Origin of the sequence: Marinobacter sp. C1S70 (assembly GCF_000475355.1) — a bacterium.
Taxonomy (GTDB): domain Bacteria; phylum Pseudomonadota; class Gammaproteobacteria; order Pseudomonadales; family Oleiphilaceae; genus Marinobacter; species Marinobacter nauticus.
The window spans coordinates 274,961-293,624 of sequence record NZ_AXBW01000011.1 but is presented as its reverse complement, the minus strand read 5'-3'; the positions used below and the strand labels follow the sequence as shown (position 1 = coordinate 293,624).

Annotated in this window: 13 protein-coding genes; 5 read left to right on the top strand and 8 right to left on the bottom strand. The window is 57.4% G+C overall.

Going from position 1 to position 18,664, the window contains the following annotated elements; translation table 11 throughout:
* Positions 1–5 precede the first annotated feature (5 nt).
* From Q669_RS03455 to glgC, 5 genes are all read right to left on the bottom strand, one after another.
* On the bottom strand, positions 6–776 hold the full coding sequence (locus tag Q669_RS03455) for an SDR family NAD(P)-dependent oxidoreductase (RefSeq protein WP_022991261.1): 771 nt from the start codon (positions 774–776) through the stop codon (positions 6–8).
* Positions 777–818: 42 nt separating this feature from the next.
* Positions 819–1,181: a PilZ domain-containing protein gene (locus Q669_RS03450; RefSeq protein WP_014421476.1), complete on the bottom strand. Its 363-nt coding sequence runs from the start codon at positions 1,179–1,181 to the stop codon at positions 819–821.
* Between the two features lie 105 nt (positions 1,182–1,286).
* Complete coding sequence (gene malQ / locus Q669_RS03445; protein WP_022991260.1) at positions 1,287–2,759, bottom strand: 4-alpha-glucanotransferase; 1,473 nt, start codon at positions 2,757–2,759, stop codon at positions 1,287–1,289.
* Positions 2,756–4,468, bottom strand: coding sequence for a glycoside hydrolase family 57 protein (locus Q669_RS03440; RefSeq protein WP_022991259.1), 1,713 nt, complete (start codon positions 4,466–4,468; stop codon positions 2,756–2,758). Before Q669_RS03440 ends, malQ begins: the two co-directional genes overlap by 4 nt.
* Positions 4,458–5,723, bottom strand: coding sequence for a glucose-1-phosphate adenylyltransferase (gene glgC / locus Q669_RS03435; protein ID WP_022991258.1), 1,266 nt, complete (start codon positions 5,721–5,723; stop codon positions 4,458–4,460). The genes Q669_RS03440 and glgC overlap by 11 nt, the downstream gene beginning before the upstream one ends.
* Positions 5,724–5,900: 177 nt before the next feature.
* Here glgC and glgB point away from each other — a divergent pair, with 177 nt between their 5' ends.
* The 3 genes from glgB to glgP are packed head-to-tail and all read left to right on the top strand — an operon-like array spanning position 5,901 to position 11,844.
* On the top strand, positions 5,901–7,796 hold the full coding sequence (glgB, locus tag Q669_RS03430) for a 1,4-alpha-glucan branching protein GlgB (RefSeq protein WP_022991257.1): 1,896 nt from the start codon (positions 5,901–5,903) through the stop codon (positions 7,794–7,796).
* Positions 7,793–9,259, top strand: coding sequence for a glycogen synthase GlgA (gene glgA, locus Q669_RS03425; protein ID WP_022991256.1), 1,467 nt, complete (start codon positions 7,793–7,795; stop codon positions 9,257–9,259). Before glgB ends, glgA begins: the two co-directional genes overlap by 4 nt.
* Before the next feature lie 32 nt (positions 9,260–9,291).
* On the top strand, positions 9,292–11,844 hold the full coding sequence (glgP, locus tag Q669_RS03420; RefSeq protein ID WP_022991255.1) for an alpha-glucan family phosphorylase: 2,553 nt from the start codon (positions 9,292–9,294) through the stop codon (positions 11,842–11,844).
* A 3-nt stretch (positions 11,845–11,847) separates the two neighbouring features.
* On the opposite strand, the gene Q669_RS03415 is transcribed toward glgP, so the two are convergent.
* Positions 11,848–13,053 carry a 1-acyl-sn-glycerol-3-phosphate acyltransferase gene (locus tag Q669_RS03415; protein WP_022991254.1) on the bottom strand — a complete coding sequence of 402 codons (1,206 nt, stop codon included), beginning with the start codon at positions 13,051–13,053 and terminating at the stop codon, positions 11,848–11,850.
* Between the two features lie 173 nt (positions 13,054–13,226).
* Here Q669_RS03415 and recQ point away from each other — a divergent pair, with 173 nt between their 5' ends.
* Positions 13,227–15,098, top strand: a complete 1,872-nt coding sequence (gene recQ / locus Q669_RS03410; RefSeq protein WP_022991253.1) for a DNA helicase RecQ — start codon at positions 13,227–13,229, stop codon at positions 15,096–15,098.
* On the opposite strand, the gene Q669_RS03405 is transcribed toward recQ, so the two are convergent.
* Positions 15,082–15,636, bottom strand: coding sequence for a YiiD C-terminal domain-containing protein (locus Q669_RS03405; RefSeq protein WP_022991252.1), 555 nt, complete (start codon positions 15,634–15,636; stop codon positions 15,082–15,084). The genes recQ and Q669_RS03405 overlap by 17 nt on opposite strands.
* A gap of 198 nt (positions 15,637–15,834) precedes the next feature.
* Here Q669_RS03405 and Q669_RS03400 point away from each other — a divergent pair, with 198 nt between their 5' ends.
* The gene (locus Q669_RS03400; protein WP_022991251.1) at positions 15,835–16,743 is read left to right on the top strand and encodes a transporter substrate-binding domain-containing protein; all 909 of its coding nucleotides are present in this window, start codon (positions 15,835–15,837) and stop codon (positions 16,741–16,743) included.
* Positions 16,744–16,767: 24 nt separating this feature from the next.
* On the opposite strand, the gene Q669_RS03395 is transcribed toward Q669_RS03400, so the two are convergent.
* On the bottom strand, positions 16,768–18,654 hold the full coding sequence (locus tag Q669_RS03395; protein ID WP_031210916.1) for a methyl-accepting chemotaxis protein: 1,887 nt from the start codon (positions 18,652–18,654) through the stop codon (positions 16,768–16,770).
* Positions 18,655–18,664: the final 10 nt, after the last annotated feature.

The following is an 18,664-nucleotide window of genomic DNA, read 5'->3' as shown; positions in this document are numbered from 1 at the left end:
AGCCATTAATGCGCGGTATAGCCGCCGTCGATAACCAGTTCGCTCCCGGTCATGAATTTGGACTCATCAGAGGCGAGAAAAACAATGCCCCAGGCGATGTCATCTGGCTCGCCCATATGGCCAAGAGGATGCAAAGCGGCGGTGGCTTGTTTGGCAGCTTCCAGATCCTGGCCGGTGGTTTTCAGGTGGTTTTCGACCATCGGGGTCCAGATAAAGCCCGGATGCACGGAATTCACCCTTATGTTGTCCGGGGCATAGAGCATCGCATCGGTTTTGGTCATCAACCGGACGGCGCCCTTGGACGCATGGTATGGAGGTGCGTCCGGCGCGCCGATCAGGCCGTAAATGGAAGACAGATTGATGATGCTTCCACCGCCGGCCTTCTTCATGTGAGGAATGGCGTGTTTGGTGCAGAAAAACACCCCTTTTACGTTAACCGCCTGTACCTTGTCCCATTCTTCCTCGGTCACTTCGTGGGTCGGCTTGTTGGCGCCGGAAATGCCGGCGTTACTAACCACGACGTTTAGCGTTCCGAAGTGCCCGGCCACACCGTCCAGAGCGGCTTTTACCTGCTGTTCATTGGTCACATCGCAGTGCCAGTAACCAACTTTGTAGCCTTTGTCGCTGAGTGATTTGGCGAGGGTCTCGCCTTCGCTATCCAGGCAGTCAAGAATGCCAACGGCAGCGCCCTCTTCTGCCATCCGTTCAACCGTTGCTTTGCCAATGCCCAGTGCGCCGCCGGTTACCGCAGCTACTTTGCCTTCAAGTCGTGCCATGTCAGTCGTCCCTTACAGAATCAGTTGTTGTCATTATTGAAGTCAGTGCATTTGCTTGCGAACTCGCCCGGCAAGAAGGTCTGTAGAAGCCTGTTCCTGCAGGCAGGCAATCAGTTCAGAAATTGTCAGCGCATCGTTCTCAACGCCGTCAAAATCAACCCCCAGACCGCCATCATCAGTCCTAACCACATGGGCGCTCAGTGTGCAGTGCCCCCGCTCCGAACGTTCCGGAAACCGGAAGGACAGCTCGATCGTCTGGTTCAGCCTCACATCCGAATAATCGGTCGCAATAAACAGACCACGCCTGGATGCGTCCCGGATCATACCAGTCGCTACTGGCATGCCACGTTTGTAGACCAGAATGGGCAACCCGCCTTCTACGCGTTGGCTTAGCCGGTGTTCCATGCCGTTTCCTCCTGTCAGCTTGCCGAGTGGATACCGCAACTCCTCCACTTTACACCTGATCAAATATTAATCATCTTGATTCTGATCAAGAGGGTGACCACTCGGCTATCGACCGTATAGGTTCACAATATTTCTCAGCCCTGGCAGGTCGATCCTCGCTCGATAATCCTCGGGTAAGGTCCATTTCCAGTTACCCTGGATCGTGCCGGGCGTGTTGAAGCGTGCCTCGGATCCGAGAGCAAGAAGATCCTGTATCGGGACGATCACCAGTCGTGATACCGAGCCCATCGCAGCCTGTATCACGGGCCATGGCATATTCGGGCCGTTAATCCTCAGATACCGGTTAACATGCTCCCGGGTTCGCTCATCCAGGCTCTGGTACCAGCCCAGTGTGGTGTCATTGTCGTGGGTGCCGGTATACACCAGATCCCATTCCTTGTGGTTATGCAATAGATGGGGGTTGGCGGCGCTGCCATCAAAACCGAATTGTATGACGGTCATACCCGGTAACCGGAAACGGTGTCGAAGGGCTTCCACATCTTCCCCGATGATGCCCAGGTTCTCGGCAACCAGCGGCAAACGGGGTAACTCCCGGAAGCAGGTTTCCAGAAAATCATCGGCCGGGCCCGGCATCCAGTAGCCATCGACCGGGCGCGGATTCTCCGCCGGAATCTCCCAGTAAGCCTGCAGCCCCCGGAAATGATCAATTCTAAGGAGATCGAACCGTTCCTGCTGGCTGGCCAGGCGCTGCACCCACCAGTGGTATCGGTCCTCCGCCATTCGCTGCCAGTCGAATAGCGGGTTTCCCCAGTGCTGACCCTCGGGGGAGAAATAGTCCGGGGGCACCCCGGCAACCACTCTGGGCTTACCTTCACCATCAAGCTTGTACAGGTGGGGTGCGGCCCAGACATCGGCGCTGTCGTGAGCGACGAAAATGGGGATGTCGCCAAATAGCCAGATGCCCCGTTCGGCCGCATAATGACGCACCGCTGTCCATTGTATGAAAAACAGGTACTGCTCCAGGCACACCCGTTCCAGTGTACTTTGGTGGGATTCTCTCAGGGCCTCCAGGGCTGTCGGCTTGTGATCGCGCAGGTCTTCCGGCCAGTCCAGCCAGTTCACGCCCGGAAACGCCTCTCTGGCTGTCATGAACAGCGCAAAATCATCCAGCCACTGATGGTGCTCCAAAAAATTCTGATAGGCCTGTGCGTTGAGGGCTTCTGACTCACGATAGCGACCGGCATGGAATCGCTGGCTGGCATGTTCCAGGGCTTCGGTACGGGTAAAGGCGGTAAGTTCCTGGCTATCGAGAAGACCGGGCGCCACCAGTTCCTCAAGGTCGATCAGAACGGGGTTCCCGGCATGGGCCGAGAGCGACTGGTACGGCGAAAGGTCTGCATGAGTGGGCCCCAATGGCAGTGTCTGCCACACCGTGATGCCTGCCTCGGCCAGAACATCCACAAACTGCCGGGCAGCGGCGCCCAGCTTGCCGGAAACGCCAGGTAATGCGGTCGGGTGCAACAGCACACCGGCACGCCGCCTTGCCAGAACCGGATTGGATGGCATTTCTACAGTCATGGATCGGCCTCATGCCCCGGCCGCATGGCACCGCCCTTGGCGGGCTCCCCTCCACCCTGGCTCAGGGGCTGGAACAGGCTGGACGGCGCCGGGTAGCCAATACGCTCGTAAAGGTTGGCCAGGTGCCGGCGATACAGCTGCTCGAAATCCCGAACCACCGCTGCCGGGTTGTAATCGCCAAACCACCAGAACCAGTCCGAGCCTTCACACAATCCGAGCTGATGTGTGGCCGCCTGCTTCTGATCTGTGTTGAGGGAGCCATTATCCAGCGCCCGGTCAAAATGCTGCTTGGCTTCGCACAGCAGGTCCCAGGCCCGGTTTTTGTCGGGGTCGCCTATCCAGGTGGAAAAGGTTCCATAAATCCAGCTTCCAGCCACCAGTTCCGGGAGTTGCACAGGCTCTGTGTAATGCTCTTCCTGAAGGGTCGAATAAGTGGTCAGCCGCAGTTTCGGGTGTTTCTCAAGTGTCCGGTACAGCTCGTCCAGAAAATGGAAGCCGTTCTCCGGGTAATACTCCCAGGCGTTCTCGCCGTCCAGAATTACCGAGATCACCGGGTTCTTGCCTTCTCTGGCAATGTTTTCCATGTGATGCACCAGGTCGCCAACCGCGTCCCTGGCGTGCCAGTCGGCATAGGTAAAACCAATCAGATCGGATAACCCATCGTCACGAAAAAAAGCCGTTACATTGGCATCAGTAAACCGGTACGGCTGATGGATGCTGGCACCTTCAGGCAAGGATTTGTTCGCCCTGGCCTTGTTGATGCAGTTATTGATGACTGAATCACCGGAAGCGGTCCATCGAAAGCCTTGCTCGCCAAGCAACAGCAGCGTGGCCTGGCTCAACCCACCTTCAGATGCCCAGCAACCCGCAGGTTCGGTGCCGAAAAAGCGCTTGAAGGCTCGCCTGCCCTCGGCCAGATGCCAGATGGCCCGCTCTTTCCCCCCTGGGTAGTGGTCATGCTCCGGAAGCGCAATGTCTGGCATCGCTTCTCGGGCGGCACTGAAATCCAGCAACAGGGGCACGATGGGATGGGCCCAGGGGCTCATGGCCAGTTCCACCTGGCCGGTATGCGCCAGGTGGCGGTAGCGCGGACCTATGCTGGCCATCAATTCTGCGATCACGTCCAGCAATGCCTTGCGATCGTCCAGTGTGTACTGATGGGCCTTTTCCTGAAGGCTTTGTACCACGCCATGTTTGCGGCGCACGGTTTCCGCCATCCAGCCCAAGTGGTACCACACCAGCAGATCGGCAAGAAACTGGGTAGAAAGATAGCGCTGAATGTCGGGCCGGGTTCGGTATAGTTCGGCCACTTCCGCCAACCGGGCATAGGCGGGAAAACGCTTGATAATCCGCTCGGCGTTTGCCCTCAGGCACTTTTCCATTAAATCCAGAAATGCCGGTGAGCCAGGTTCCGGCAGCGCCGGATCAACCAGAGCCGCGAGCAGAGGATCGCCGATGGTTTGCCCTCCATGGCGCCATCGCTCAATGTGGTACAGATAGGTCTCAATCTGTTCCAGCAGCACCGGCGCGAAGTTCACCACCGCACGGGCATCCGGGTGGGCTTCCAGGTGCGCAGCCATGTCCACATAATCCTTGATGCAGTGCAGATAGACCCAGGGGAACAGGAACTGCCCATTGCTGTGATCCTGATAATCCGGCTGGTGCATATGCCAGCAAAGTACCACTGGCGTGCGGGGGTCAGAGGCCATGGGGATAATCCTGCCCGAGCATCTCGGGAGTGATCAGCACAACACCTTTAGACGACACGTGGAAGCGTTTTTCGTCTGCCGTCCGATCAAAGCCAACCCGGGTGCCCTCCGGAATCCGACAGCCGCGGTCAATCACCGCTTTGCGAATGTGGCAATCGCGTCCAATGTCCACGTCCGGGAAGATTACCGCGTCCTCCACCTCACTGAAGGAATGCACCCGTACCTGGGAGAACAACAGCGAGTGGCGAACGTGAGCGCCAGAAACGATGCAGCCGCCGGCCACCATGGAATCGACGGCCGTGCCCCGACGGTTGTCATCATCGAACACGAACTTGGCCGGCGGTAACTGTTCCTGATAAGTCCAGATCGGCCAGTCCGAATCGTACAGATTCAGTTCCGGGCTGATACCGATCAGTTCCAGGTTGGCCTGCCACAGGGAATCGATGGTTCCGACATCTCGCCAGTATGCTACCTTGTTGTTGACTGGATCCCGGAACGGGAAAGCCGTAACCCGAAGGCGCTTGATCACCGAGGGAATAATATCCTTGCCGAAATCATGGGAAGAGTTACCGTCCATCTTGTGATCCCGCAGCAGTTCATCAAACAGAACTTTCGTGCTGAACACGTAAATACCCATCGACACCAGCGCTGTCCCCGGTTTACCCGGCATAGCCTTGGGGTGGGCCGGCTTTTCCTCGAATTCGGTAATGCGTAAATCTTCATCCACCGACATCACCCCGAACGCCGAAGCTTCTTCGACGGGCACCTCAATGCAGCCCACGGTAATATCCGCCTCCTGCTCCACGTGGGCAGCCAGCATGGTGCCGTAATCCATTTTGTAGACATGGTCACCTGCCAGAATCAACACGTACTCCGGCTGGTGGCTGCGAATGATGTCCAGGTTCTGCAGTACGGCGTCTGCTGTGCCCTCGTACCAGGAGGTCTCAATGCGCTGCTGGGCTGGCAACAGTTCCACAAATTCGTCCAGCTCCCCCCGCAGGAATCCCCAGCCGCGCTGAATGTGACGGATCAGTGAGTGGGATTTGTACTGGGTAATGACGCCTACCTGGCCAATGCCGGAGTTGATGCAGTTGGACAACGGGAAATCGATAATCCTGAACTTACCCCCGAAGGGAACGGCGGGCTTGGCTCGCCATTTGGTGAGGTCGTGAAGCCGTGAGCCCCTGCCGCCAGCCAGCACCAGGGCCAGGGTTTGACGAGTAAGACGACTGACGAAACGCTTGGCGGTTTGCATAGCAGCTTCCCTGTTTAAACCGGATACGCGCCGACACAAATTTGACGTTTGCTCTTGCAGAAAAACACTATCATTGAATTATGACGTACAATTGTCTTAGGTCATATTTTGTACAAACGCAAAAACGATTGATGGTCTAACCTCTGGTTTCCACTTTTGTTCAGGAATCTGTGGTCTATGGAAAGCCCCGCCCTGAGTGAGTTCGACCTGCACCTGTTTGCCGAAGGCAGGCACTGGCATATCTACAATGTGCTGGGTGCCCACCTTGGGAATCAGCGAGGAATCGAAGGCGCCCGTTTTGCCGTTTGGGCACCCAACGCCCAGGCCGTGAGTGTGATCGGCGACTTCAACGACTGGGACAGCAGCCGTCATCCCATGGCGGTTAACAAAGATTATGGTGTCTGGTCGGTATTCGTTGGGGGAGTAAAGCCGGGAGACCTTTACAAGTTTGCCATCACAACCCGAAACGGCCACGACATCACCAAAACCGATCCCTACGGTCAGGCCTTTGAGCACCGGCCTTCCAATGCCGCAGTTGTGACCGAGCGGGGGAAATACGCCTGGGGCGACGGCGACTGGCTTGAGTGCAGAAACCGGTTCGACTGGCAGCGGAGCCCTATTTCTGTCTATGAGGTACACCCTGGCTCCTGGCGTCATCACGGTTCCGGGCGCTGGCTGACCTATCGGGAGCTGGCCGATCAGTTGGTGCCCTACGTGTTGGAAACCGGCTTTACGCATATTGAGCTACTCCCGATTACCGAGCACCCGCTGGACGAATCCTGGGGTTACCAGACTACCGGCTATTACGCCCCCACCAGCCGTTATGGCAGCCCGGATGATCTTCGATATCTGGTCGACCTGTGTCATCAGAACAACATCGGCGTGATTCTCGATTGGGTGCCGGGGCATTTCCCCGATGACGAGTTCGCCCTCGCCGAATTTGATGGCACGGCACTCTATGAACATGAAGATCCCCGCCGCGGGCGTCACCAGGATTGGGGCACACTCATCTACAACTACGGTCGCCACGAAGTCCGGAACTTTCTCATAGGCAGTGCGCTTTTCTGGCTGGATACCTTTCACATGGACGGGCTACGGGTGGATGCCGTTGCCTCCATGCTGTACCTGAACTACTCCCGGAATGAGGGTGAATGGCTGCCGAACGAACATGGCGGCCATGAGAATCTGGAGGCGATCCGTTTCCTCCAGGATCTGAACCGGGTGTGCCAGAGCAGGTTTCCGGGTGTACTGATGATGGCGGAAGAGTCCACGTCCTGGCCCAGGGTGACCCGGCCTCCGGAAATTGGCGGGCTCGGTTTCAACCTGAAATGGAACATGGGATGGATGCACGACACCCTGCATTACCTGCAACAGGATCCGGTGTATCGCCAGTATCACCATGACAAGCTCACCTTTGGTTTGCTTTACGCTTTTTCGGAAAATTTCGTGCTGCCGCTATCCCACGACGAAGTTGTACACGGCAAATCCAGCCTGATTCAGAAAATGCCGGGAGATGACTGGCAGCAGAGGGCCTCGCTGCGCCTGCTGTTCAGCTACATGTTTGCCTACCCCGGCGCGAAGCTGCTGTTCATGGGGGGTGAATTCGGCCAGCGCCAGGAGTGGAGCGAACGCCGTGAGCTGGACTGGTATCTATTGCAATACCCGGAGCACCAGGGGCTGCGAAAACTGATCCAGGACCTTAACGGCCTCTATCGGCTATACCCGGCCCTGTATCGAAAAAGCTTTACCGGTGAAGGATTCGAGTGGATTGACTGCCACGACTCCACCCAATCCGTGATCAGTTTTCTACGGATTGCCGGCTCACCGGAGCATGGGTCGCTGGTGGTTGTTGCCAACTTTACACCCGTGCCCAGGCATCACTACCGTATAGGCCTGCCTGGCGGAGGCAACTGGCAGGAAGTTTTTAATTCAGACTCCACCTGGTATGGCGGCAGCAACCTCGGCAACCCCCTGCCCTTGCAAGCTGAGCCCACACCCTGGATGGCCCGACCGTGTTCCCTGGAGTTAACACTCCCGCCCCTTGGGCTGGTTATGCTGAGGCCCGCGCCATGACCCGGGTGCTGTTTGCTACCAGTGAGGTTTTTCCTCTCGTGAAAACCGGGGGGCTGGCCGATGTTTCCGCCAGCCTTCCTGAGGCACTCTGCCGTCTGGGCTACGACTGTCAGGTTCTGCTGCCCGGCTATCCTGCTGCACTGAAGGCAGCGCGAGAGGGTGGCGCCCGCAGGAAAACCCGGTTCCGGTTTGGTCAGTATGATGTCTCCCTGTGGCAAACCCGTCTGCCGGGTACGGCGGTAACTCTGTGGTTGGTGGATTGCCCGGCTCTTTTCGATCGTGCTGGCGACAGCCCCTATCAGAATGAAAATGGTGAAGACTGGTGGGACAATGCTCACCGGTTTCACTTGTTCGGGCGAATTGGAGCTATGTTGGCACTTGGGCAACTGGGTCTGGCGTGGCGCCCGGACATCGTTCACTGCAACGACTGGCAATCCGCACTGATTCCGGTGTTCCTGGCGGACAGTCAGGATGCCCCGAAAACCGTGTTCACCATCCACAATCTTGCTTACCAGGGGCTGTTTTCCCATGAGACCTTTCGGGCCCTGGGCCTGCCCGATTCCCTGTGGCGCTACGAGTTCCTGGAATTCCACGGCCAACTTTCCTTTATCAAAGGTGGACTGGTGTTCAGCGATGCCATCACCACCGTGAGCCCCAGCTACGCCGATGAAATCCAGACACCCTGGTTCGGTAATGGCCTGGACGGCTTGTTGCGCCACAAATCCGCCAGGCTGAAGGGCATTCTCAATGGCATTGATACCCGCCAATGGAACCCGGAAGACGACCCGCACCTGGAGTTTCACTACGGCGCGGACTACCCCGCCAACAAATCACAATGCCAGGCAAGGCTGCAGCAGGAACTCGGGCTGGAGGTTTGCGGGGCTCCATTGCTGGGGTTCGTCGGGCGCCTGGTGGAACAGAAAGGGCTGGACTGGCTGCTCGGGGTCATCAAGCCATTACTGGAACGAGGATGTCAGTTTGCCCTGCTCGGCTCCGGCGAACACCACTACCAGGAAAGCCTGAAAGCCATGGTTCGTGAATGGCCCGGGCAATGTTCACTCACGCTCGGTTACAACGAAGGCCTGGCACACCGGATAACCGCCGGGGCCGATATTTTCCTGATGCCTTCCCGGTTTGAACCCTGCGGCCTGAACCAGATGTACAGCCTGAGATACGGCACCGTACCTGTGGTGCACGGCGTCGGCGGCCTTAACGATACGGTGTTTGACCCCAATGAGGAAACACCGGAACAAGCCAATGGATTTGTGTTTCGTGAGGCGACGCCAGATGCATTACATGCCGCCATTACCCGTGCGCTGGCAGCGCGGGAGGACCGGAAAACCTGGCGCAAACTGCAGGAAAACGGCATGAAAGGCGACTATTCCTGGAAGAACCGGGCCGGCGAATACGCGGCCCTGTACCGGAACCTCATTACCGTCAACGACCGGATACATGAAGACTGACACGGTGCCCCTGGCCCAAGGAGGTCATCACCATGCACACCGCAACTGAATTCCGGCTGGAAGCCCGCCCCAGACTACCAGAAGCACTGGAGCGACTTGATGCGCTGGCCAATGACCTGTTCTACAGCTGGGATCATGGCGTGCGCAGTCTGTTCGCGCGGATTGATCTCCGTCTCTGGCAAAAAGTGGAGCACAACCCGAAACTGTTCCTGCGACGGGTGGCCCAGGCCCGGCTCGATCAGGCATCGGAAGACCGCGCCTTTCTCGCCGAATACCGTCGAGTATTATCCGCTTACGACGCTTATCTTGAATCCGAACCCGGCACCGAAGTGCTGGAGGCACTGAACCCTGAAGATAGCCTTGTGGCCTACTTTTGCGCCGAGTTCGGGTTTCACGAGAGTTTCCCGATCTACTCCGGGGGCCTTGGCATACTGGCTGGTGACCATTGCAAGGCGGCCAGTGACCTGGGGTTACCCTTTGTCGCCGTCGGGCTACTGTATCAGCAGGGTTATTTCATTCAGACCATTGATGCTCAGGGGCACCAGATTGCCCGTTATCAGTGCCACTCCAGCGATGAGCTGCCAATCACGCCGGTAGAGGTAGATGACAAGGCACTGACCGTCTCTGTGCCCTTCCCGGGGCGCGAAGTGCATGCACGGGTTTGGCTGGCCAGGGTCGGGCATATTTCCCTGTACCTGCTGGACACCAACACCGCGGAAAATACAGATGAAGACCGGGAACTTACCTTACAGCTTTATGGTGGCGACTCCGCTACCCGCATCAGCCAGGAAATGTTGCTTGGCATTGGGGGCACCCGGGCACTGGCCGCCCTGGGTATTCAGCCTACGGTGTGGCATATCAACGAGGGCCACGCAGCCTTCCAGATACTGGAACGTTGCCGTATGGCCATGGCCGAAGGGCTGTCTTTTGGTGCCGCCCTTGAGTCGGTAGCCGGATGCACCTTGTTTACCACCCATACTCCAGTGCCGGCGGGCCACGATATCTTCCCCCGCGACCTGGTGGAGCACTTCCTGTCGCCTTTCCTGGACCACTCCGGGCTGGAATTCGATGCCGTTTTCGGGCTCGGCAGCAAAAATGGTGATCAAAGCTTCAATATGACGAGTCTCGGCCTTCGGGGCTCCCGGTTTCATAACGGCGTAAGCCGGATTCACGGCGGTGTAGCCGCTCGGATGGAAGGCGATATCTGGCCACAGATACCGGCGGCCGAGAATCCCCTTGGCTATATCACCAATGGTGTTCACGTGCCAACGTTCCTGGCGCCGGAATGGGCAAGTCTGTTCGATATCCAGGCGCCGACCTGGAAAAGTGAACTGCGAAACCCGACGTTCTGGCAGTTCATCGACAAGATCCCGGACTACCATTACTGGAGCGTTCACAAGGCCCTGAAGCAGCAGATGGCCGAGTTCATCGTGCGGCGCCTGAAACGCCAGCACAAGCGCAATGGCACGGGCCATTCAGTCACTGAGCGAATGGCCCGCAAGCTGGTGTCGCCGGAAAATGACGCGCTGGTGGTCGGCTTCGCCCGCCGCTTTGCTACCTATAAGCGAGCTACGCTGATTTTCTCCGATCTGGCCCGCCTGGAACGGCTGCTCACCAATCCGGAGCAGCCGGTTGTGCTGGTATTTGCCGGCAAGGCCCATCCCCAGGACAAACCCGGGCAACAACTGATCAAGGTCATACACGACCTCTCCATGCAGCCCAACCTGATGGGGCACATTATCCTGTTGGAGGATTATGATCAGGCCATGGCGCGCCGGTTATTGAGCGGTGTTGATGTCTGGCTCAACACGCCGGAATACCCCAAGGAAGCCAGCGGCACCTCTGGCGAAAAAGCGGCCGTTAATGGTGCCCTGAATCTGAGCGTGCTGGACGGCTGGTGGGGTGAAGGCTATGACGAAACCAATGGCTGGGCGATTACGCCGCGGGACATCGAACTGGATGTGGAGTTTCGCAACCGCGAGGAAGCCCGGGACCTGTTGGACCTGCTGGAGCGGGAAGTGATTCCGCTCTATTACAACCGAGCCTCACAGGGCTACTCCCAGGGCTGGGTAAGCCGTTCCAAAGCGTCCATGAAAACCATTACGCCCCGGTTCAATGCCCAGCGTATGGTGATGGACTATGTTCGCAACTATTATCAGCCAGCCACCCGGCAGGGCGCACGGTTGAGAGACAACAATGCCGCACTGGCGCAGGAGCTGGCAGAGTGGAAAGCCCGGGTGCACGAGGCCTGGAACGGCGTGTCCATCCATGTGGACGGCTGCGTGTCAGATCGCTGTCACTGGGATGAATCCGTGGAGCTGAAAGTGTCGGTGGCGCTGAATGGTCTGGCGCCCGATGATGTACGGGTGGAATGCCTGGTCGAGCCTGAGTGCACCGGCACTCACACTGGCCCCGGGCCCGACGCATTTGTGCTGGAAGCCAGCGGAGAGAAAGACGGTAAGACCCTGTTCAAAACCCGGATCCAGCCACCCTACCCGGGGTTACAAACACTGCGATTGCGCATCTACCCGCACCACAAGGCGCTAACCCACCCCCTGGAGATGGGGGCCATGCTCTGGGCATGACACTTAGTCGGTAGTCGGGTTCAGCGGTTGCTCGTGGTTATTCGCGGCCAGTGCATTGACCACCGGATTGGCATACATATCCAGCAAATAAGGGCGGATCGCCGGTTCGCAGGCCTCAAGTCGGCGCTCCATTTCTGCCGTGGCCGCGTCCATATCGGCCGGAGACCAGGTCTCGGCGGTTACCACGCTCTCGCTCACACTGCCCGGAGTCTCATGGGCATCCGGATGAACTCCCCGCATCTGGTAGGCCACCAGATTGGAGGCGTGCAGGTGGTAATTGGCGTGCATTTCATGGTCAATGCGTGCGGCCAGTGCTTTCGGGTTGTCCGGTGAATCGGCAATCGGGGCCCCGAAATGAACATGAACGTGGCCTTTAAAGCCCGTCAGCCCTTTAACGATCTGGTCTGTGTCTTCGCCTTCGGTCTTCTGATAGGCGCCGGTCCGGGCTCGCACTTCCAGTTCTCTGGCCTTGTCGGCATCGCAGGGGTCGTATTCGTAGGCAATAGATACCGGCACGATGTGAAGACGGTTCATGGCCTCATCGAACGCCAGCCCGGATTTTTTCCGGCTCATGTAGAACATCTTGATGATGGCCGGGTCCGTAGCGTCAATGCCGTCTTTGGCGCGGCCTTCGCGCTGAGCAATCCAGATGCTGTGATTGGTATCAATGCTGTGATTGATGAAGCCGGAAAGCGTAAGGTAGGCATCACGCATTTCCCTTGGGCTGGTCATGTTACGGCGCACCACAAAACTCTTGTTCAACCGCATCATTTCCGCAAACACTCGATTGGAGAGCAGGTTGTCGCCAATGGCAATCCGGGTTGTGTGGAAGCCGTTCTGGAACAGCAGATAGTTGACCACCATCGGGTCAAAAACAATGTCCCGGTGATTGGAAATAAACAGATGGGCGCTGTTCTTGCTGAGATTTTCCAGGCCGCTGTGGGTGACACGGCTGGTAGTATTTTCCACCAGTTCTCCCACGTATTTCGAAACTCCGGCCTGCATATCATCCACCCGGGTGTAATGCCCGAAATGGCCGACCAACCAGCGGCGAGTGAACATCCTCAGAACGCCAGGCGCCCATTCTGCGAGAGTTGGCGACTTGAATCGCCCCACCATATCCAGGAATTCCCGGTCGTTAACCAACCTCTGGATGGTTGGCGCGGTTTCTTCATCCGAATAGGGACGGATTGCGTCAAATTCCTGCATGCAAGCCCTGTTGTTGTTCGCAGCGTTGATCACAGTGTACGAAAGGGTCGCTATTGTATCCTTTCTCTTGTCGGTTTGCCTCCACCCGAATGGCCAGTTGACCAAACAACCAGAAGGATCTGGTAGAATCGCGCTGCTTAATCACACCGCTACGGGCCGACCACTGAATGTACATGGACCAGGACTTCGACCAACTCGCCACTGAACCACCCACCGCTGCGGGCCGAAATCCGGAGCAGGTTCTGCACGAGGTATTTGGTTACGAGAGTTTTCGGCCACTGCAGGGGGATATTGTCCGGGAAGTGGTCAACGGCGGTGATGCCCTTGTGTTGATGCCCACCGGGGGTGGTAAATCCCTGTGTTATCAGGTGCCCGCTCTGGTTCGGCCCGGCACCGCTATTGTTATCTCACCGCTGATCGCGCTTATGCAGGATCAGGTGGCGGCGTTGCGGGAGCTTGGAGTGAAAGCGGCGTTCCTGAATTCCACCATGGATTTCGAACAGGCCCGTGCCACCGAATACGCCCTGGCGACCGGCGAGCTGGACCTGCTCTATTGCGCGCCGGAGCGGCTGATTCAGCCGCGAACCATTGAGCTGCTGCATAACGCGTCCCTGTCGTTGTTTGCCATAGACGAGGCTCACTGCGTCTCCCAGTGGGGGCACGATTTCCGGTCCGACTACCTTCAACTGAGCATGCTGGCCCAGGAATTTCCCGGCATCCCCCGTATCGCACTGACAGCGACCGCTGATGAGCGCACGCGAAAAGAGATTGCGGAACGGCTGTCGCTGACCACCGCCCGGCATTTCATCAGTGGCTTTGATCGCCCCAACATTCAGTATCGGATTACACCAAAGACCAACGCAAACAAACAGTTGTTGGATTTTATTAAAGCAGAGCATGAGGGTGATTGCGGTATTGTCTATTGCCTGTCCCGAAACAAGGTCGATGCCACCGCCCGATTACTGAGCAGCAAGGGCTATACCGCACTGCCCTACCATGCCGGGCTGAGCGCCGAAGACCGCGCCCGCAATCAGGAGCGCTTTCTCAGGGAAGACGGCGTTATTGTGGTGGCAACCATTGCCTTTGGCATGGGCATCGATAAACCTGATGTGCGTTTTGTCGCCCATATGGACCTCCCCAAAAGCCTGGAAGCCTATTACCAGGAAACGGGCCGGGCGGGCCGGGATGGCAAGCCGTCCACCGCGTGGATGGTGTATGGCCTGCAGGATGTCATCAAACTCCGGCAGATGCTGGAGGCCTCTCAGGGTAACGATCAGTTCAAGCGGGTTGAGCGACAGAAACTGGATGCCATGCTTGGGCTGTGCGAAGTGACCCAGTGCCGGCGACAAGTTTTGTTGCATTATTTCGGAGACAATCTGGAGACTCCCTGCGGAAACTGCGATACCTGCCTGAACCCTCCGGAAACCTGGGATGGCACGGTGGCGGTGCAGAAGGCCCTCTCCTGCGTGTACCGCACCGGCCAGCGTTTTGGCGTTAACTACGTCATTGATGTACTTCGCGGGTCAGAGAATGAACGAATCCTGCAATCCGGCCACCAGGCGATCACCACCTATGGCATCGGTCAGGAACTGTCAGCGAACGAATGGAAGTCGGTATTCCGGCAACTGGTGGCGAACGGATACCTGCGGGCAGACCCTGAGGGCTATGGCGCGCTTCAGCTAACCGAGCGCTGCCGCCCCCTGCTCAAGGGCGCACAGGCGATTGAACTCCGGAAAGACCCGGTGGTCCGCAACACCGCTGGTGGTAAGTCATCAACGAGCCGCCGGAGCGGCCAGAACGTGCGGGACCAGATTACCGACCACGCCGGGTGGGATGCGTTGCGGGCCTGCCGCAAAGAGCTGGCGGACAAGCAGGGCGTGCCGCCCTACGTGATCTTCCACGACACAACCCTGTTCGACATGCTTGAACGCCGCCCTTCCACCCTGGAGGAGCTGGCCGAGGTCAGCGGCGTGGGCGCCGCCAAGCTGGAAAAGTATGGCGATGTTTTCCTGCAGGCGCTACGCTCTATCAATCCTGAGGCTTGAACCCCTTCTTGCGCACCCGGTAATGGGCGATGGAGGTGGCAACGTGGTTGCCTTCTTCATCTCTCAGAATGCCTTCCAGAGTAAATTTAGCCCTACCGGTGGCGTCTGCATCGGCAAGGATGGCAGCCACCGCCTCTGGTGGTAGTTCAAATTCCACGGTCACATCTGAATTGGCCGGCTGCAGAAACTCCAGAGTCATTTCCTTCAGAATTGGCGTATTGGCAGGGCCAAGGTCGAAGAGGGTCAACACCCCACCGGGAATCTCCGCCACCAGGAAATAGGCGCCAGCATACAGGCTACCAAAGTGGTTTTTATTGCCCTTGAGGCGCACGCGGGCTTTGACGTAGCCCGGGCGAAGCTCCTCAACGCTGAAGTGATTACGTGGCGCGAACGGTATCGCCATACCAATAATGCGGTTAACCGCGGCATAACTGCCGGTCTTCTTGAGCCATTCCAGCGGTTGCAGCAGCGTCGCCTTGGGGTCACTGGAGCTTACCCATTGGCCGGCGGTGCCAATCAGAGAATCAATAAGAGCCATAAAGCCATATCCTGAAGTACAGAAAAGGCGATCTTTACAGTCAGATACGGCTACTTCAAGAATCTTTTACAGTTTTTTTGAAACCTGTACGTTTCGAATAACGCTTTCTGATCTAAGCTGTAGCCAATGTCTGTAACGTTACCGTTGCTTGCAGCCGGATAACAGGGAAAGGGCACGCAGTTGTACACATTCAATAAAATGATAACGCGCCTCTGGCCAGTTCTGGCGCTTGCGGCGTGCATTCACGTTCAGCAAACGGCTGCGTCCGAATCCAAATCGGCTCCCACACGAGACTACATACTCTGGTACCGCAACTACGATAACCCGGCCATTCGCAATCTGGTTGAACTCGCATTGCGCAAAACCTCGGAGTACGGTGAGTTCCAGATTATCCGCAGCGAAGAAATAAGCCAGGGGCGCGCCCTTCGGGAATTGGCTAACCCTCGGAGCCGGATTCTGGATATTGCGAACGTGGCGACGTCAGAAGAGCGGGAAACATTTCTGAACGCCATTCCGGTACCTGTGGACGGCGGACTGCTCGGATTCAGGGTATGCCTAGTGTTGCCGGAACAGCTCAATCTGTTTGAGGGGGTATCCAGCCTGGACGACCTGCGCCAGCGAGATATCCGTATTGGCCAGGGCGCACACTGGCCAGACACCCCGATTCTCGAAGCTAACGGCATTACCGTGATCACCCACACCCGCTATGAAATACTCTTTGGTATGCTTCGCAATAAACGCTTCGACTGTTACGCCCGCGGTGTGAGCGAAGTGCTGTTCGACCTCGAACATAACAAAGCCGACGACCTGGTAATCGAGCCAAACATCCTGCTGGCCTACGCCATGCCATCCTACCTTTTTGTGGCCCCGGACGATCACGAAACCGCGCAACGCCTGCAACTGGGTCTGGAGCGAGCGATCCTGGACGGCAGCTTCGCGGTGTATCTGAAAAACTGGTTTGGCAGAGCGGTATCATCACTGGGCCTTGATCGGCGCACAGTAATCACGTTGGAGAATCCGTATCTTAGTGAAGAATCCAGATATGTCGGGCGTCGAACCCTGGAAAACCTGGAGCGCCGCGTTGAGCTACTGAGTGTCGGAGACTAGCGGGCCATCCCTGGCCGCCACGAATTACACCCGGAAACGGGTTACCTTGTCATTCAGCACACTGCCGATAGTCTCGATGTGGCCACTGTAAACATCGTTCTCGCTGGCCGCCTTGGCCGCTTCCTGGCCCTGGTCAGCAATGCGGGTGATGGACGCATTCAACTCTTCGGTCACCGATGTCTGCTCCTCGGAGGCCGTGGCGATCTGTGAGGTCATCTGACTGATGGCGGTAATCGCCTCCACAATCCGGTTCAGAGACTCCATCGCATCCTGCGCTTTCTCCATACTCACGTTGGATACCGCCGTAGAGGCTTTCATAACGTCTACCGCATCGTTGGCGCCTTTCTGCAGCCGCTCGATCATGTTGTTGATTTCTTCGGTGGAAGACTGGGTACGCTGAGCGAGATTCCGAACCTCATCAGCCACCACCGCAAATCCGCGTCCCGCATCCCCTGCCCGCGCCGCTTCAATGGCCGCGTTCAGTGCCAGCAGATTGGTTTGTTCCGCAATGCCCTGAATGACTTCAAGTACAGTCGTAATCGACGAAACATCCTTACCAAGGGTGTCGATAACCTCGGCGGCGGCGTTTATTTCACCCACCAGCTTCTGCACCGCATCCCGCGAGGCGGTGACGGTCTCCAGGGAACCCCGGCTTTCCTGGTCTGCATTCTCTGCAGCTTCCGCAGTTTGCTGGGCATTCTGGGCAATCTCACCCGCCGCCGCGGACATTTCGTTAATTGCCGTCGCGATCATGTCGATCTCATGCTGCTGGTTTTCAACACTGGAGCGACTGTCGCTGGACGTCTGTCGGAGCGACTTTACGTTCTCCTCCAGTTCGTCGCTGCCCTCTTTTACTTCTTTTACAACCTGCTGGATGTTCTCAACAAAGCTATTAAAGCTGCGCGCCAACTGCCCAAACTCATCAGACGCAGAGTCATCAAGACGCTTGGTAAGATCCGCATCTCCGGAAGCGATGCGAGACATGGCGCCATTAAGCCTGCGAACCGGCGCAAGAAGGAAGCTTATCGCAAAGTAGAGCAAGACAAGCGCAACAATCAGCCCTACCCCGGCGATGATCAGGCCCATAGTCCGAGCCTCGACGATGGGAGCACTGATCAGGTTTTCATTCACGAACGTAACCAGGTACCAGTCCACGGCCCGGGCTTCGCTGATGGGGTGAAAGCTGACACTCCACTCGGCACCCTCGCTCTCAAATCCCTGCAGAGAACCGTCCAGAACCGGCTGCTGACCGATCATGCCGCTGATGTTCTTGCCAACAATCTCGCTGTTGGGGTGAAACAGGACCGTGCCGGAATTGTTGATTAACGCCGCATAGCCCGTCTCTGCCAGGGTAATGGTCGATAGCATCTGATCGATTGTGTTGAGACTGATATCCATACCGGCCACGCCAACATAATTGCCCCGCTTGATTGGCGCCATGGCGGAAATAATGGTCTCGTCCGAGGTTGCATCCAGGTACGGATCGGTAAACGACGCCTGCCCCAAACGCTGGGCTTTCTGGTACCAGGGGCGTACCCGGGGGTCATAATCGGGTGGAAGCGTGGCTTCTACTTCGGCACTTCGCATCAGCATGCGGCCATCTTCGGTGCCGGCGTACACGTCCTTGATGTTGCCACCTTCGGTCATGGCTTCCATGAGAACGCGGGCGTTATCGTCGTTGCGAGTCCGTTCCAGCGCCTTCGCCGTCGCTTCCGCCATATCCAGGCGCGTATTGAGCCAATCGGCAATACTCGACGTACTCTGGGCCACTGCATCGCTCATCAGCGCGCTAACGTAGCGATCGGTCGTTGAGCGGAGCCGAATATCGTTGGAAATTGTCAGGGCGCCCATAATCAACACGATCAGGGAGCCAATTGCGATCAGCAATTTCTGGGCGAATGATAGGTTCAAGCTGACGGTC